The organism is Flavilitoribacter nigricans DSM 23189 = NBRC 102662, from assembly GCF_002646595.1.
Classification (GTDB): Bacteria; Bacteroidota; Bacteroidia; order Chitinophagales; family Saprospiraceae; genus Flavilitoribacter; species Flavilitoribacter nigricans.
Genome location: NZ_PDUD01000046.1, coordinates 12468 through 30427, shown reverse-complemented (window position 1 = coordinate 30427; position 17960 = coordinate 12468). Strand labels below are relative to the sequence as shown.

Annotated in this window: 11 protein-coding genes; 3 read left to right on the top strand and 8 right to left on the bottom strand. The window is 42.9% G+C overall.

Annotation, left to right across the window (positions count from 1 at the left end):
- Positions 1-244 precede the first annotated feature (244 nt).
- The 7 genes from CRP01_RS34320 to CRP01_RS34290 form a co-directional block, all read right to left on the bottom strand.
- Positions 245-940: a hypothetical protein gene (locus CRP01_RS34320; protein WP_099154611.1), complete on the bottom strand. Its 696-nt coding sequence runs from the start codon at positions 938-940 to the stop codon at positions 245-247.
- Positions 930-2687 (bottom strand): hypothetical protein, encoded by a 1758-nt coding sequence (locus CRP01_RS34315; RefSeq protein ID WP_099154610.1) that lies wholly within the window; start codon positions 2685-2687, stop codon positions 930-932. Before CRP01_RS34315 ends, CRP01_RS34320 begins: the two co-directional genes overlap by 11 nt.
- Positions 2684-3550 carry a hypothetical protein gene (locus tag CRP01_RS34310; RefSeq protein WP_099154609.1) on the bottom strand — a complete coding sequence of 289 codons (867 nt, stop codon included), beginning with the start codon at positions 3548-3550 and terminating at the stop codon, positions 2684-2686. Before CRP01_RS34310 ends, CRP01_RS34315 begins: the two co-directional genes overlap by 4 nt.
- Before the next feature lie 173 nt (positions 3551-3723).
- Positions 3724-6597 carry a CHAT domain-containing protein gene (locus tag CRP01_RS34305; RefSeq protein WP_099154608.1) on the bottom strand — a complete coding sequence of 958 codons (2874 nt, stop codon included), beginning with the start codon at positions 6595-6597 and terminating at the stop codon, positions 3724-3726.
- A 59-nt stretch (positions 6598-6656) separates the two neighbouring features.
- Positions 6657-7250 carry a hypothetical protein gene (locus CRP01_RS34300; protein ID WP_143473661.1) on the bottom strand — a complete coding sequence of 198 codons (594 nt, stop codon included), beginning with the start codon at positions 7248-7250 and terminating at the stop codon, positions 6657-6659.
- A gap of 6 nt (positions 7251-7256) precedes the next feature.
- Positions 7257-8168, bottom strand: coding sequence for a tetratricopeptide repeat protein (locus CRP01_RS34295; RefSeq protein WP_099154606.1), 912 nt, complete (start codon positions 8166-8168; stop codon positions 7257-7259).
- 32 nt (positions 8169-8200) lie between these two features.
- A complete protein-coding gene (locus tag CRP01_RS34290; protein ID WP_099154605.1) occupies positions 8201-8779 on the bottom strand; it encodes a sigma-70 RNA polymerase sigma factor region 4 domain-containing protein in 579 nt (192 codons plus the stop codon).
- A gap of 1150 nt (positions 8780-9929) precedes the next feature.
- Here CRP01_RS34290 and CRP01_RS34280 point away from each other — a divergent pair.
- Both CRP01_RS34280 and CRP01_RS34275 read left to right on the top strand, forming a co-directional pair.
- Complete coding sequence (locus CRP01_RS34280; protein WP_099154603.1) at positions 9930-13721, top strand: tetratricopeptide repeat protein; 3792 nt, start codon at positions 9930-9932, stop codon at positions 13719-13721.
- Between the two features lie 109 nt (positions 13722-13830).
- Entirely contained in the window at positions 13831-14517 is a 687-nt protein-coding gene (locus CRP01_RS34275) for a hypothetical protein (RefSeq protein ID WP_099154602.1), read from the top strand.
- Between the two features lie 210 nt (positions 14518-14727).
- On the opposite strand, the gene CRP01_RS34270 is transcribed toward CRP01_RS34275, so the two are convergent.
- Positions 14728-14943, bottom strand: a complete 216-nt coding sequence (locus CRP01_RS34270) for a hypothetical protein (protein ID WP_099154601.1) — start codon at positions 14941-14943, stop codon at positions 14728-14730.
- Positions 14944-15301: 358 nt separating this feature from the next.
- On the opposite strand from CRP01_RS34270, the gene CRP01_RS34265 reads away from it, so the two are divergent.
- Entirely contained in the window at positions 15302-17755 is a 2454-nt protein-coding gene (locus CRP01_RS34265) for a tetratricopeptide repeat protein (protein WP_143473660.1), read from the top strand.
- Positions 17756-17960 lie beyond the last annotated feature (205 nt).

The following is a 17960-nucleotide window of genomic DNA, read 5'->3' as shown; positions in this document are numbered from 1 at the left end:
GATAACAGACAACATCCTTCCTCTTGTTAATTACATCTCTAATGGCAATTGCAAGAAGAACTTTTGGAGAAGATTTAATTCGCAAAACTCTTTGAAGTGTCTTCAAGTAGGAATTATTTAATCTTATTGCCTGGCTTAGCCATGTTGGCATTAAATTGCATTTATATAAAACTTGCCTTAAACTTGATTATTTAAGATAAGCATCATTCTTCCCAAATTACATTGTTAACTGGCCTGGAATAGATCAATTAGATAATGCCTTTTCGGAAAAAAGTGTGAAGTACCCGCCAATGTTCACCGATATCCGGCTCCGATCCATATCAAAATCTCCCATGTTGCTCTTCGAACGAATATCAGTAAAGCGACAACCGGCCCGAATCTCCACATTGAAGTATCGGTGCAAATGCAGATTAATACCACTCATCAATTCGCCAGATAAAGGTTTTTTTCCCCATTTATCACTTAGCACGGGCTTATTATTGATCAGCGCTTTTGCTTCCCGCAGAAGATTGATATTCAGTTCTAGTCCGACTGCCAAGTGGATGGGAAATTTCGGATCATTACCCAGTGGAATTAAAAGCATAGGAATAACCTCCAGATCTTTTATTTTCATACTTACAGAAAAGCTATCTTCAACAGAATGGTATCGTTTCCAGTGATATATAACCTGGCATTCGAGGCGGATTCTTCTCAAAAGAGGTACGCTTGTCCGTATACCGGCATAGGGGCCGGATAACTTTTTGAACACCGTATCGGCGAAGTTACGGTCATTGATATCTTTAATTTGATCACCATTGAAGCTCACACCAAAAATAAAATAGGCGCTTAATGGTAATCTACAGCATTCCTTATGTAGCTTGTCCTGAGCATTGGTATTTAGCGCCAATAGTATGGAGAATAAGCCTAGGTAAAGGCGTCGAATCACGGTATTAGTAGTCATGATAGGTCATACTTTTATGAGTGATGTGATACGTAAACCCAGTGGAGAAATATTCGTGAAATCCGGCCAATAGCGTATGCCTCGGCACCCAGTTGAACATGCCCAGGGCAAAGTTGCAATCTACCGATCCCCTAAACAAACTGAGACCAAGCTGTACTTTCAGTCCCGGGATACTCCATATTTCATTTCGGTCTGTATAATTCAACTGTAGAAAGCGCAAATTACCGATAGCTGAAATACTCCCTAATTCTCGACGATATCGACAAGCGATCTCTAATTCCGGCAAGGCATTAACCTGGATCAGGCCTTGGGGTTGATCCTCCCAGTTTAGTTTTACATAAGGGACGTATAGTCCTATATCTATGAAATCGGACAGATGCAGGGACAGGGAAAGTTTGGGCTCAAGAAAAGTGCGGACGACCTGGCGTTGTGTGTCACCCGGATCGAGTGTGATCCCGTTCTGTGCCATAGACAGGCCGAAATAAACCGGTTCAAAAACGCGATGTAACCAGGTGATTGCCTTGTGGTTGGTCACACCTTCGGCTGTGCTGCCTTCGATTAGGACTTCACCATAAAAGGAGGCGCCAGGGTACTGGAGCCTGAACCTAGCAGAATCAGGTGCCGGATCGATCAGTTCGATCGGCATGGATTTTCCGGAAACGATCTGCTTAAACGTCATACCGGAGAGGTCTCCCACAAGTAGTCCTTCAGATGATGAGGCAATGCCTTTTGAGTAAAGCTCGCCAAATCTGCGGTAAGCGCGAGAATAAATCGCTTGCGGCAAAACGGTAAATTTTGGAGTAGCCGTGGCCATGACTTTTAATTCATCATGCGTAAGCCCCAGGCTGTCGACAGACTTTATACCATCATGGAGCTCGAGTTCCACTGTAAAGCAGCCGGTTTCTTCTGGAATCACATAGCAGGTCATTCCCCGGTTATGGAGCTGCAATTTCAGGTCGGGTTTCGAGTGCCGCTGTATGAGCCAATGGTAATCCAGCGCTGCCGGCATTCCCTGAAACCTGGAAAGATAAGCATCGAGAAAAATGGTATCCCCTACTGCTGCGTATAATACAATCTCATCTTTATTTCCTTCCCTGCGGTATCCTATTCGACCATTGAGTCTTCCGGTATCGACCTTAATGACTGCCTCTGGCCAATGATGACTTCGAGGGAAAATTCCCTTCAATAGTTTAGGAATATCCTCCTTGAAGCGGCCCTCTGCTTGACGAACCAAGAGAAAATCTTCGGCCAGAGCATTATGAAATTGTTGGGTAAGATCTATAATCAGTCGCTCCAACGCCACCCCCTTCCCACTGGACATTATCAATGCCTTTCCCTTCCCAATCTCATAAAGCCTGAAATAATAATTCTGGATGGGGTACTCACCAGTGACATCGACCTTTAGGAAAAGATCGTGTTGTTGAAGTGAATGGATCAGCCGTTTTTTCAGCGTATCGGGAAATACTTCAAAAGCAACATTCAGCCCCTCTTTTTCAGCAATTTTCAAGAGCTGGTCATACAGTCCCAGCATGGCTGCCTCGTCTCGGATAACCTGGGTCAGATTGCTGACGTGAGCGAAGAGCGGTTTTTTCGTTTCCACGTCAGTCATTTCTTCCAGACTTTCCTGGATAAAGGGTAGCAGCAAGGGAGAATCTCCCGTATACAGGATAATCCGCTGCCCCGGTTGTGCCATTAAAAGACTTATGGGACAAAAGAATCCATAAAACAGTGTAAGCCAATACTTCATGCTATGCACTTTTCAATGATGCGATAGATCAATTCCCGCTGTAGTTGCAGCAGTTCAACCAGCCTGCTGGCCAGAACTTGTTTTTGATTTGCCTCAGAACTATACTGAGTGGGCATTGGAAGGTGCAGGGCTGCCTGTTCTTCCTCTTTGCACAGACACATCAGACCGTCCAGCAAAACCTGAACGTAACCTGGTTCCAGCCGGTGAAGGTTTACGCCGCTTGATACGATGCCTCCACTGAAATGAATCTTTATTCGGTGGGAAATCACCTCATCTTCCCGACTGGTAATCTGATGGCCTGGCAATAGCAGACCATCCAAGAACTGCCTACTTAAGGGTACTTCCAGCGGGCCCATCGTAGAAATATTGGGTTCGATCCTGACCAGTGAAATGCGCGGAGCGGTGGGTTGATTTTTTGGGGTTTCGGGCGGTTGTATCCTGGTCATTACAAGATCCAGATACTGCTCAAGTATCTGGTACAGTCGCTCCCGTTTCTGCTTCTGGTCTTCCGGAGCGATCAAGCTGTCTAAAAGTACAAGAAGTGGACAATAAGCTAGTACAAATTGATTGTGCCGGGCTATATCTTCCGCATCGAAGTGAAAGTTTTTCCGGTGCAACTCGTGTTTAACATGGCTCAATCGCAAGGAATCAACTGCCGACAGCTGAAGTTTTCCAGGCATCAGTGTATTAATATTGAAGGTGAGCACATTACTCCATTCCTGGGTCAGGCTGTCGGTCACGGTTTCTGTTGACGGTATGAGGTGGAGGGCGCAGTCCGGTTGCAGCTCCTGTTTTGTATACTGACAAGAGATGGCAAGGACCGGAAGTAGTATACTGATAACATACTTTTGTGTTGAATTCATGATCGAAAGATTTAATACCATCCTTGATCGCCACTGTCAAGGCAAAGCAAGCCCTCCCGTCCTGAGGTCATCAAAACGATGTTTGGCCGGAATTTGCCTGACTGATTATTGTTTTAAATCAATTACTGGTAATTAGAAGGAGCACAGCTTTATCTTCCATACATAATAAGGGCCTAGGAGGTGGCTGATTTTTTTCTGCTGAGGAAAAAGAGGATTGCAAGCAACACCCCAAGTATTATTAAAATTAGTTTTACGGGGTCCTGTCTAGTTCTCAAATCAATGTAATCAGGATTACCTTGTTGAATGAAATGCGCCCAGTAGTAAGGCTGGAGCTTACCCCCATCGCCCTTGTTTTTGTAATAATCGAGGTACTGGATCTTGGCTTGCTGCAAGGCCCGATCTTTCGAGATTTTAAGCGAATCAAGCTGATTGAAGAAGGATTCGATCAACTCTCCGGAAGCTCCATCAGTTGCTTCCCAAATGGAAATCACGGCGCTTTTGACCCCGGCAAAGTTGAAAGATTGCGTGAAGTTGGGCAAGAATCGTCCACCGGTGGGTCTCCCCTGATCTTTGCGATCCAGATCACAGTTCATGAAAAAACTAAAGTCAACAGGTATTTCATACTGGTACAACTCATAAGCATACAGGGTATCGCCTATTTGGGAATCGGAAATTATAATTTTTGACTCCAAAGGATTTTTTGCATCGTATTCTGCGTGCGCAACCAGCAAAAAAGCATTCAAATCTTGTACATATTCCAGGAATTGCTTTTTAGTAACTTTCGTATGCAGACTGCCATTAAGCTGTCTGGTTATGTTCTTGGCAACTTCTTCCGATGCTTTAAGATTGCGAGTTAAGTATTTTGAAGTGAATGTTGCAAACTTTGTAGACTTCTCTTTTGATCTACCCTGGTTATTTTCCCTTAAGACATTTAATGAATACAAATAAGTGAAACTATAATGTTGGACGAGATAATTGGGCACCAGATCCTGCCACCTAATTTCCCGATCTTCGATCTTGTTATTGAGAATAACCTCAAAAGGTATACTAGTCATGGTCTCATCAGGGATCATGATAACATGAGATTTGTGGGAAAAATCCCCCAGAGGGAGGAGTAAATGTTCATACACCCAAAAGGAGACTTCCTGAAATTTCGGAATACTACTTAGATCGCTGTTAACAGTGTGCAATGAGTTCTGGAGTACTCTAATATTATTTTCGTAACTTCTTTGGTTATTTCGCTCGTAGGAATGGATGAGCAGGGTATCGATGGTCATAAAAAAAGTAAAGATGTATTTTTCACCTTCAAAAAATTCAATCAGCAGATCATCTTCCGACAACAGGGTCTGTCTGATCATTTCAATAGTAATGTAGTCTGGTTGAAACAACATTGAGTATACCTTAGGGTTATAATCTTTCAGCCTCTTTAGACTGGCTTCTTTTTTATTCAACAAGTCGATGTACTTCTGATTCTTTAAAGTTCCATCCTGTAAAAACCGGATATCTGATTCCAGTGAGATAATCTCTTGTATCAATTGCCCCGTCAAGGCATCTCCTAAATTCATCAAGCGCCTTTTTCTGAAGGTTTCCAGTAGCTGCAGATGCTTATTTTTGTCGGCCGTGATCAGCGCTTTCTCGCAATAGTCCGATTTCCCACGATCACAAAGCTCTTTCCCTACCCAGATGAGGTATTCGAATATACTTTTGTAGTTTTGCAAAACTAACGTTTTGTCGGCCTCAAATTGGAATTGGGTCTTGAGTGAATCGATGATATCAACTCCGATCTTAGCCGTATTCCAAAGGTCCTGTAATAAGCTTTCTTCCCCCTGACCTAATACCTTCAATTGATAGAGCACTTCGACACGCAATTTGATGAGATCTAGGAAAGTAATCGGAGCTTCCAATCCAGCTGCCGAAATACTTCCAGCAGCGAAGCTTAAGTTTGGCGCTAACACTTCTTTGGCCTTATCCAACTCAGATAATGCATCTTTAGCATGTCCCAGCGCAATTAGTAGCCTGGACTTCTCTAATTGAAGTTCTGCAAACTCGTAGTGCTGAATTTTTCCATTATCACGGAGAGAAATAAAGCCCAAGTCTATAGATTTTGCGGCATTTTTTGCATCATTCTCTTCTCGAAAGATCCTGGCCCGCAGAGCAAGAATCCGATAAAGCGCATTTTTACTACCAAGTTTTTTGTCGAATTCTTCTGCGTGATCCAGCGCATTTTTCGCCAACTGAAATTGTTTACGGTCGGCGTATCGAATAGCTAATTTCAGGTAAATCTCTCTCAATCGATTTAGGTAACGAATACTGTCATCTGAATTGGAGGAAGGTAACATACCCACAATTTCGTTTTTTGCTTGTTTGTAATAGCGCTCTGCTACATCTGGCTTTTTCTCCAAATAAAGATCACCAAGCAACTTGTAGGCCCAACTATTCTTTTTCCCACCCCGATATTCAATGCTTTTCAGAAAACAGCTCTCTGCTTGCAGTAGTGCCCCCCATGCAGCATATATTTTCCCAAGAAAGTTATAAGCAGTGGCCAGATTTTCCCGATCCTGTTCAACCACATCAACCGGTAATGGCTCCAGGTCGGCTATAATTTCCGCTGCAATCGACTTAGCGTCTCTAAATAGTCCTCTTTCGTAATAATAACTGGTTTCCAATATCTTAAACCAAGCAAGCATATCCCGTCGGTCAGGGCTTTCGGGGATGTGTTGAAGATATACAGGCAATGCTGTTTTGGTCTGTTCGATCAGCATTCCCCATTCTTTCAATTTGTTATTAAGGCTATAGAGATACAGTTGCAAATTTTTTGAATTGAACAATTCCATATAAATTTCAGCGGACCCATCGCGTGAAGTATTCTTCTTTAGTAATTCGGAAAGGCATTTATCGCATTTCGCATATAAAGTAACTGCCTCCTCATAGTCATTTGTATTGGATGCCTGTTCTAATATGGTAAAGCACCTTGTCTCCGCAAATAATGTATTCACACCAGAGGTGAAACCCAAAAGAAGAAAAAGAAAGCAAATTAATTTTTGCATGGCAGGGGTTGGGATTGAGGTGGTGATTGAAAATAATGATATGAGAAAATTATGTTAATTTACTTCAGTATTGCATTGTTCGAACTGACATTTGGTACAGTAAAATAGGATAACCTTTGATTTTGATAAAAAGTCTCGAAACTGATCGTACTGGAGCTCAGCACCCTCTTCAACTTCTTGGCGCTAATATCTTGCCGGGGTATAAAATTGAATTCCAGCGTATTACCGTTCGGCCGTACGTTTCTGCTTTCGAACAGGATTTTTCCGGATTTATCAAAAACTGCCATACCATAAGTCAGAGTGTCCGGAAACAGGCTATGCGGATGAGTGATCCGGAAGGCACAAACCCGCGGATTGCACGGCTCAGGATTGGGCTTGCGAATAGTCTGCTGAACGAGCAAATTTAGATTACAAAGTGGATTTGCCGCCTCAGGAGGAACTAGCCTTAGGATCTTTGGATTGTAAAAAAAGCATTTGTTCTTGCATTTGTCGCGCAAACTATCATTAATATCACAATCGCCACAACCTTCACAATTGTCTTCCGTTTTCTGTCTGTTAGTAAGTTTATCAAATACCTCATCCGGATAAGATACACAGGCAGAGATCAGAACCAGGATTCCTATGGCAGTCAAAATTTGTTGTACTTTTTTCATTGTCATCTATTGTTTTAAGGTTTCCAATACCTCATCGGCTTTTATCCAGTTGTAATCTTGTTCATTCACAATAATGTCCAGCAATCCCCATGCTTTCTCTTCTTGATCATCATGCAGGTATGCCAGACTCAAATACCACCGAGCGGGTCCTTCAAAAGTAGTTTGACTGGTGTTGTCAATCACTGCATTCAGACTTCTGGCCGCCTCTTTCCACTTCTTAAGCTTGAGCTGACAAACACCAATGAAGAAGAGCAGATCATCACTACTTTTGAAATCCGGGACCTTTTGAAAGAAAAGCAACGCTTGCTCGTAGTGCCTGCTGTCATATTGTTCAAAGGCTTGCCGGACCAGGGAAAGAGAGTCCTGACCAGAGTAGCTGTCCGCAGAGGCAGTATTGTAAAAAGAATCATAGTGCTCTATTTCGGTAAGTGCATTTTTATGTGAAGTTCCGGTTAAACCGAAATAGGCAACAATGGCCAAACCCAAACATGCTGCTGCTGCCAGCATCCACCGGCTGACCAATCTGCGTTTCAGGCTGAAAGACGGATGCGCTTGTGCTTTCCTGCGGTTTGGGAAATTCCGTTTCTGTCCATTGTCCGGCAATTCACCATGTTGCCGGTTTACGTGACCATTCAACGGGCTCCCTGAAACTTTTGAGGCATCGAAAATGGCCTCCATTTGCAACTCGTTCAGTTCCTGCCTGATTTGCGTAACATCCAGCGACCAATCGAGCTCACTAAATTCCTTTTCCAGATGTTTATCTTGTTGCTCCAGTAACAGATCCCGAATGGCCTTTTCCTTCAGGTATTCCTTCCGGAAATCTTGATCTTCCAATCTCTTTTTGAATTCTAATTCCTGTTCAGGTGTTAAGCTATTCTCAAAAAATGCACTGATTAGGAATTGGTCATTATTTTTCATCTATCGACGCTTTTATGGAATTTTCAGGTGTCTTAAAGTTTTCTCTTTATTCCGGTCTCCAAGATCTGAGCAAAGTTTTTCCTTAGTTTATCAAGTGCACGCGTAAATCTCTGCCTTGTTTTCGCTTCATCTTTGTGGAGACTCTTGTTCAGCTTACCTTTATTGTTTGATGATTCTAATCGGTGTTTTTCTTCTACAATTTCTCGATACCGAAGCTCATGTATAGTTCGGGCAGCCAGGAGATCTTTTTCTGTCTCCGATAGGCGATCAAAGGCATCCCTTGCGATTGCTGCAAATTCTTTCCGATCTTCATCGTACGTTAACTTATCTATCAGGTTTTCCGGTAACTCAATCACTCTATGGGCTTTTTTTTTATTGTATTTATCGCGTAACCTGTAATAGCCCATCATGGCGATATAATCCCATTGAATCTCGGCATGGTCCAAAACCCCATTTTCGTGATGTTTTAAATAAAAACACACCACGTCCGTAAATTCATCTTCCAACAATTGGTCGTCGAATAAATGGTTAGGCCACCTTTTATGTGACCATTTCTTAAAGGCATCCTGATGAAAACGTAATAGTTCAGAAGTGAGGTCTATTTTTCTCATTGGCGTTTTTTTGTCAGCGTTTGGAATTTCGAGCTAACAATTGGTCTTTAGGGTTCCTTCTATTTAGTACTATGAAATTTGGGGATTTTGTGACAACTTCACAATATATTTTTTTTATTAGCATATAAAATTAGTTCAATCAACGTAGCACAAAAGCTTCCAGATTGAGGGAGTGCACAAAATCCTGGCGCATCTAAGGCAAGATTGGCAAATACTCCGGTCTTATAATAATCCAGATCTACAGTTATTAATTCAGAATTCGTATTGTCGCTAATTACTCTGTCCTTGTCGAATAATTTTTCAACTAATTTCGGAACTGCCTTTCTTGCTTTACATGCTAAAGCTGCAAATTCAGTGATTGCCTCTACTCTTTTTTAATCTGAATTTCATTTTTCGGGTTGACATAACTCAATTTATTAATTAAGTTATTAACTCTTAGCTCAGTTAGTGCTTCTCCGGTAAGCCTTCTTTCTTTCTGGTGCTCGCTTACAATGGTATTCTGACCGGCGATTCCATCAATATTATCCTTATGAACGTTATGCTGAGTTCTCAGAATTCTGAAAATCTTTTGGCGGTAATCAACTTGTAAGGATGACCGCTTGATTACCGCCAATTTTTTTAGATACTTTCATTTCATCAACCTTGATATGATCGTTTAATAAAACTGTATGATGTACCATCCTGGATGGATAGTATAGGTAAGTATACAGCTTATGCGTCCCGAATGGGGACCATTACTCTCAAATATAAAGATTAGTATGGATTAGGAATATGAATGTTTCGAATATCATATAGGCAAGAAAATAATCATCAAAAGTTTTTATATTGTGATTTATCAAATAGATTTTCAGGCAATTTATTTTATCTTCAAATATCCTTACATTGGATTACTTCAATCCAGTTCCAAGAAATTCCTATTGATCATTTTCTTACGATATTACAATAGACAGACGCCAGGGCCATTCGATTTAATGACCAATCAGGAATTGGGCACTAATAGCTGTGGATGAAGAATTGCAGCAGGCCGATAGGGCAGGGGAGGTCCACTCCTTACAGGAGACGCTAAAAACTAGTGTAAGCAAAATTTGTTACGCTCCAAGTTGCTAAATAGCCTACTCCAGCCGTTTATTAGTTATACAAAACCTGGGATATGGATAAATGGCTACCTAATTTTTCACGTTATGATATTGTAGATGCTGAAATTCTACGCATTATAAATGATACGAGCCCGAATGAACACATCATGAGGGATTATCTGGAGCATACCTCCAACAATCTACGAGGCTTAATAGATCACCTGGTTGGGATTTCCCGTCCTGACACGATTTCCAGTCACCGTTTTCAGTACAAACAAAATGACAACCTAAAGCTGGATGCATTCATCAACCTGAATAAAGCAGGTCAGTGCCAGATCGAGCTTTCCCTGGCCACCCTCTTTTCACTGGACGATCTGTTTTTTCGGCTTTGCACCAACAGCGATTTCTTTTCGACAGATTTTTCGACAGATAATTATTCCAAGAAACTATGGGATGGTACCCAGTGTATGTGGTTAGAAAAAGGAGGCGTATTGATCCCCCATACCCGGTATTTTGACTACCGACAGCAATCACGCCTGGATAAAGTAAATCGATCCAATGCTTATAAATCAGTGTATCTTTCCGGCTTTTACCATGTAGTGCCATTTGGAGACAGGGCACGGATGCAATTAGCCGCCAATATGGTTTATATCGGCTTACTGTGGATACTACTCCACGAGGAAGGACATTACTGGGAAGGGCACTTGCACTATTTACAGAGCAAATTTGGGATCAAGCCGGAAATCAACGAAACCAATCAACAATATACTTTCGAGAGAGATAGTGCTATTCACAAAGTGTTGGAATGGCAGGCAGACCGGCATGCAGCCTGGGGCGTTATGGATGTTTTACAACAAGAGAATGTACTTCCTTACCCTTTACCAGATTACGGTCAATCCTATGGATGGCGCTTGCGCCTGATATTGGTCTCACTGGGAGCCACGGTACTCATTTTACAAAAGATCCAGCAGACCTATGGAAGTCAGCAAAATTATCCCAATGCGCGCACCCGTATATTTACGGTACTGATACAAGCCCTCAATCGATTGAATAAAAGCAAAAGCCCAGTATGGCGTAATATTTCGCAAGCTGATCGAATGAGCGCCCTGGTCGGTTCATTCAATGACCTGATGGTCGCCTCGGAGATCCTCGTTGATCCCGGTGATCTGATCGATCTGGGAGACGGATTCTACGATGGCCGCCTGAATTCGAGATTTAAGCAATTGGATTTTATAGACGAACCAAAAGAGATCATCCAGATCATTACCTCGGTTCTTTTTGAAGATCAGAACTCACCTTATTTCTCTCCGGATATAAAAGATAAATGGAGTCGGGAAACGGATGAGATCCTGCGTTTCCACGATCAGGAATTGCACGGAATGTTAAAGCCTTTTCGGGTTCAGACAAACACGCAATCGAGTGATCCGGGCTCCGAGCAACCTCAGGAATATTCCTTTTTCCAATTTATAAAAGAGCAGATCAATCAGGCAGAAATCCTGATCGATAAAAAGGAGTTCACCGCTGCCGAAAAATTGTTGTCCGAAGCCCTGAAGCTCAGCGAGCAGGAACGTTCCAGTCCACAGATTGCCAGTTGTAGTAACCAATTAGCCATACTTTATCTGGCCATGGGGGAGCGGGAGAAAGCAGATATCTACCTCCAAAAAGCACGAGCTATCCGGTCCGCGCAGCAAGATAAGATCCAGGTAGCGCTGACAGAAGTCAACCAGGCGGAAATAGACCGGCATAATGGCAGTTTCGCAACAGCCATCAGCAGAAACCAAAATGCAATCCGTACCCTCTTAACAATGGAAACGATTGATGCCAGGAGTGGGTTGGCTAATGCCTATAACAATCTGGGGCTCTGTTACGCAGCTGCCAAGGAATGGCAACTGGCCATCGAGGCTTATGAGCATGCTTTATCTATAAAGGAAGAAATCCAGGATTGGAATGGCAAGGCCATTAGCTATAATAACATGTATCAGCCGCTACAACAACTACGTCGCTACGAGCAGATACGTCATAATTGCGAGCAGATCGAAGCACTGATCCCCAAAATGGAGCAGGATCAGCACCGCTTAGACTGGTTTATAGAAATTGGCACGACCTATTTGAATCTGTTTAAAGACCGAATAGCAGCCGGGCGGTTACTAGAGAAAGGGGCCGAATTGATGGACCAGATGGGAATTTGGAAACACAGCAGCGGCATTAGCCGGCAACAGGTAAAGCTTTCCGCCCTGAGTTGTCTATATGTCCGGGAAGAAGAGCCTTCGAATTTTTCCCAATTACTCGATGTCCTCTATGGGAATGAGAGGCCGGAAGAAAAAAGGCGGCTACTGGAGCGGATGCAGGAGCAGGTGGATTTTACGGGTTTACAGCAATTTACGGCCGTGCTGGCCAACGAGATGCCAGGTATAGAAGGAAAGCAGAATTACCTTACTATATCCGACCACCTTCATCTCTTAGCAAATGTAGGGATCGAGCGTGCGCTCGATCTGATCCCATTGAACGCAAAGTTCCAAACCGGAGTCGACAAAATCTACGAGGGGGATCACCGTCAGGCCGTAACCATTTTCGAATCCTTACTGGAAGAAGGCTATGAGACGGCCCTTTGTCTAATGGGATTAGGATCCTGCCGGTACTTTGATCGGGACTATAAACGGGCAGTTGCCCTATTGGACGAAGCGCTGAAAATCAATCCCGAGCTTGCCGAAGCCTATTACTGGAAAGGAGTAACGCTTTACGGTCAGGACCCAGAACTAGCTGCCAGCTGTCTTGAAAAAGCAATCAATCTCAGAAAAAGTCTGGAACCCGAAGAGATACCGGAACAGGAATTTGTTACGGAACGTACGCATGGGGCCTTTGCCAGAATGAAAATGGAAGACCGTGGGATGCTGCTATTCCCCACCGTTGAGGAGACGTATTATTGGAAAGGATCCATAGCACTAAGTCTAAATGAAAATGAAGCCGCTATCGCCGCATTAGATTACGCCATCCAACTACAACCCAACAGAGCCCGGTACTATACCGCGCGCGGTATTGCCGCTTCCAGTCTGGGGCAATACCAGCAGGCTCAACAGGATCTCTATTTAGCGACCGAGCAGGATACTCACAACCGTGATCTCTATGTTTGGAGAGCTATGGTTTTCATTAAAGCAGACCAGCCTCATCTTGCTTTTGAGGATTACCACTGGGCCATTCAATTGAAGGCAGATGCAAAAATTTTCCTTGATCGCGGACAGACACTACTCGGTCTGGGTTACTACGAGGATGCTCTTGCTGACTTTCAGGCATCACAAGATTTTCCAAGCGAGGATGTCGACCCTCTGTACTGGCAGGGCATTGCGTATGCACTCAAAAATGATTACGAAGAAGCTCTATCCGTTCTGGAACAACATATACGCTCGCGGGGAGAAGATTATAACAGTGTAATGTGGTTAGGCATCTTGCATCTAGCCCTCGGTCAGGCAGAAGCGGCTCTTGCCCATTTGCAAAATTCGCTTCGTATAAAATCATATGCACCTACGCATTTTTGGACGGCAATGGCATTCCAGTTTATGGGTAAAGAGCAGTCTGCAGTAGAAGCGCTCCGCCTTATGGAAACACAAATGGCGGAGGAAGATCCCTGTATGCAAAGTAGGTTACAGGCCAAATTACTGCTCTCAAGAGGAGCTGATTTTGAAGCTTTTCAATACTTTGAACTCATTACGCAGGAGCAGTGTGGCTTGATCGCTCTACAGATGGAAAAGTGGTATTTCAAGGTACTGTGCGACTTGTTTCCTACGTCAGCGATCTGGCCGGCAGCTCAGGAAGCCTTCGAACAAAGTATGAGTAGGAGAATGGAACGCTATCAGAGGTCTAAGCAGTAACTCAAATGTAATTTGTCTCTTTTGAATTCATTGGTGAAGTCCCGGGGAAGCCTTATTTTAAAGGCAATATAGCAGATATACCAAAAGGCCAAAAATCAGGAAATATCGAATGGGAGATCTAAACATTAAAAGTAAGCTAAAGTTACTGATTGCCTATCACGTAGGTGAAGTGCTTGATCTGCTATTGGCCTCCTATTCCGGAACCCCTGACTTCACCAATGAACTCATTCTATTGATTGCCCGGTACAATGACCTACAAAGGGACGCGCAACAAAAACGAATTGATCGCCAGAATGTGCTTGTCGAAATGAACCACCTGCGGCTGTCTATAATGGAGTTTATCGATCAGGCTGGTCCCCAGGAATTGAATCTGGAACGAATCCGAACCCAACTGCTCGAGGAAGAAAACTTCCAACGGATATTGGAATTGAAGATCACAAAAGACAGCTTTATCGGAATGCGAAGGGAAGAGGAAATAGTGCGAGAAAGCCTGGAATTCAAATGGGCGTCCTTTTTTGCTATCGGATCAGACGGAACCGTCCATCACCGTGAAAGTCTGCTGTCGGCTATCCATTTGCTACAACTCCGGTATCAGCTGACCGCTCGAACACAGCGAGAGTTATCCGGAGCAGCTTTCTTTAACTACCTGCTGACCGCCAGTAGGCAATTGAGAGAGTTATCCGGAATAGCTGACGTCAACTGGATTTATTCCGAATCGTATCTTCAGCAACAATTGCCCATAAGCCGGGAAATGGTACTTGCTTTTACCCACGAAACGGTAGAAAAGTTACTTTAAGCTAAAGCTATAGTTTCCCGAAGAATCAAATTAGTTCTTCATAGCTAATTATATATTATCAAAGGACCGGTTAAGTACGATGGTCCTACAGGGGTTGAGTCCCCATGTTATAGAATTGGCATGGCAGCAGGCCAATAGAGTAGGGGAGGCAATCGCTCCCATCGAAATCAACGAAGTGGTCTATTTCGAGGTTACAGAAAATTAGAAATCTTAAAGGCTTATCAAAAGCTCAATGCCGGAAAGCGAACTATCCACCACGAGCCACTCGTTTTCAAAGACCAGAACAATAACATGTTCATCGCCGTGATTGAAGACGGCACCCATTTGTGCAAAATCTTTCCGGTACCGATTGATTAAATTCTGGCTGCGGATCAGGGCATGTTCAAAAGCAAGGATCGACCACAGGCGAGGGAAATTATAGAACATTTATATCCAGTCTACGAGTTTGTTTCCCTAAATTACAGTCCGATATCGAAAGGCTTTTTTGCCGATAGTGCCAAAACGGCTCATTGTTCTCAGCATTAGCAGGATGAAATACTTGCAGGATAGGCTGCTGATGTTTTTCCGGAGAAATATTTTAAGCAAGCCTGCTTCTTGATTCCGATAACATATTGTTAAAAACTGATTTACCTAATGACCAGGATGCCTCCATCGCAAAGATGGACTATTTAGGAAAGGGCGACGTTCAGCTCCTGGACACCTTGGTGGTATTTCATAATAACTAAATCTGGTGGACAATTCTACTTTTCTACAAAATATCATTTCCCGGGCGAATACCAACATCATGTTCACGGAGGAAGTTAATTTAGCTCGCCAGATCCGGGTGATTATAGACGATATCCGATCGGGTAGAAACACCCACCTGGAGTGGGATACCTTTTACGATAGTTTCGACCTCTACCAAATCCTGCAAGAGCAAAAAAAGCAATTAGAAATCAAGATGGTGGAAGTTCCTAAGGGCACAACAAATCATATTGAGCTGGCTTCGGATCTGCAAGTGATCCTTAATAAGGAGCGAAAAATGCGGGCCGATATCCTGGATCTGGCGCTTACCTTAGATGGGATTCAAGATACGGAAAACATGGCCAGCATTAAAAATGCGTATGCAGCGGGAGCATTAAAACAGGTAGGGGATATACTTCCAGAAGATGAGTTGTTAGAACATTTCGAAATCTATCAACAAAACCAGGTACAGCTACAGCAAGTATCGAGGCAACTGATCGATAATGCCAATGAGTTTTTAGTGAAAGCAGAAATTACCAATTTGAATTATGAACTGGAAGAGCGTTTCGAAAAAGCCATTTTCTATTTCGAAAAAGGCTTAAAATCCGTAAAATTTTCGGGCAACCCGCGTGCAGTTGGCAATTATCAATTTAAATATGGCTACTATCAACACCGGCAGAACAGGTACCGGGAAGCCATAAATCTATATACGGACTCTTTACAGATTACAAGAAAGCTTGTCGGCCAAAATAATGCCGGCGCTCTAAAAGATGAACTGGCCCAGATTTTAAACAACCTGGCTACCTCCTATCAGGAAAGCAATAATCTTGATGAAGCGTTTCCTTTATACGAAGAAGCACTGCAGCTAAAAAAGGAACTGGCCGAAGATCGCTCCCCCGTAAAACTAAGCGATGTGGCAATGACGCTCAATAATCTTGCAATACTTGAGGATAAGAAAAATAATTTTTCTTCTGCCAGGTCGCTTTACCTGGAATCTTTAAAGATATATGAATCCATCGAACCAATTCCCAGAAGGGCTTTTTTGCCTCACATAGCCTTAATAAAAGGCAACCTCGCCAGTTCTTGCAAAACAGCTCACGATTTCAAAACAGCGGAGTCCCTGCTTCAGGACACCTTAAATTTATACCGGGAACTCCTCCTTTCCGAACCTAAAGTTTACTTACCAAATCTGGCAAACACCCTTTCTAATTATGGCGAATTAAAAAGAACACAAAATCAATTTAAACAAGCTAAATCCTACACGGAAGAAGCATTTCACATCTTCGAAGGTTTAGCAGTGATGGAGCCATTGAGATATCTTCCGGATGTTGCAGCGTCTTTAGGAGATCTCGCCAATTTCTATACCCAGGAGCATAACTTTAAAAAAGCCAGGGCCTATTATGAGCGGGCGCTGAGCATTTATCATTCTTTAGAATTAACGGAGGCGAAAGCTTATCTGCCGGATAAGAGCCGAACATTACACAATCTTGCCTACACCTACTTTCAAAGCAAGAATTATGAGCAAGCTACCCTTCGGTACGAAGCGGCCCTTGCCGTAAGAAAAGAATTAGCCGATAGCGATCCACCGGCTTTTTTACCCGATCTGGCCACAACCTTAAATAATCTGGGAGAATCCTATAGAGCTCAAAATAATTTTGAAAAATCTATATCTTCCTTCAAACGGGCCTTAGCGATATACCGGAAGCTGACGGAAAGTGATCAGTCAAGCTACCGCCCCTATCTCGCCGGAACTTTAAACAATCTGGCCATTGTAAATTACTCAGTTGGTAACACTGTTCAGGCGGTCTCTTTCTACACAGAAAGCTTATCGCATTATCGCGAATTAGTGAAAACTTTTCCGGAAACTTACCTGCCCCATTTAGCCTACCTTTTAAATAACTTCGGGAATGTATACGCAGAGCATGGAGATTACGAGACGGGCATGAATTTCGTTAATGAAGCCGTAAGCATCCTTAGAGACTTAGCTAAAACGTATCCCGAAATATACTTACCCGAATTAGCGGATGGGCTGAACAGTCTAGCTAATTTGCTGGAAGATCAAGGTCAGTTGGACGCCGCAAAATCGCTCTATGAAGAAGCGCTGGATATCTATAACGAATTATCCTTAAATTTACCTGCCACCTATGCTGCCAACAGAGCCACTTTACTCAACAATCTGGCAAGTGTTTTTCTGGAAAAGTCTGAATTTGGCCAGGCGAGGAAGATGTATGAAGAATCTTTGGAAATTAGACGACAGCTCGTTAAAGGTCAGGCCAGTGTATATCTTTCACACCTGGCAATGTCGACCATCAATTTAGCTATATTTTTTATCAAGTATGTCCCCGAAAAAAACAATTCCCTAAAGTATGCCGAAGAAACCATCAGAACTGCTTTACCTATTTCAGATCTTATAGAAACAAAAAATTATATTTCATCTGCACTTCAAATCATCCAAGCCTGGGGAGAAGACCCGCAAGCTTACCTGGCCCGAATTCAAAATGAAATCTCAACCTAACGCGAATTTAGAGCCTGTTCCTTGCCTCATAGCTAATTATATGTTAAGTAGAGTCAACCCGGGCATGGCGTGGATTGAACAATTATAATATTCTTCCTGTTTATGAAACTAATGGACGATATTTTCGATAAAGATTATTAATAAATACAATATAATCTGTCCGCGTTAGTTTCAAATGGGGCAGCATTATCAAGAATATAACTGG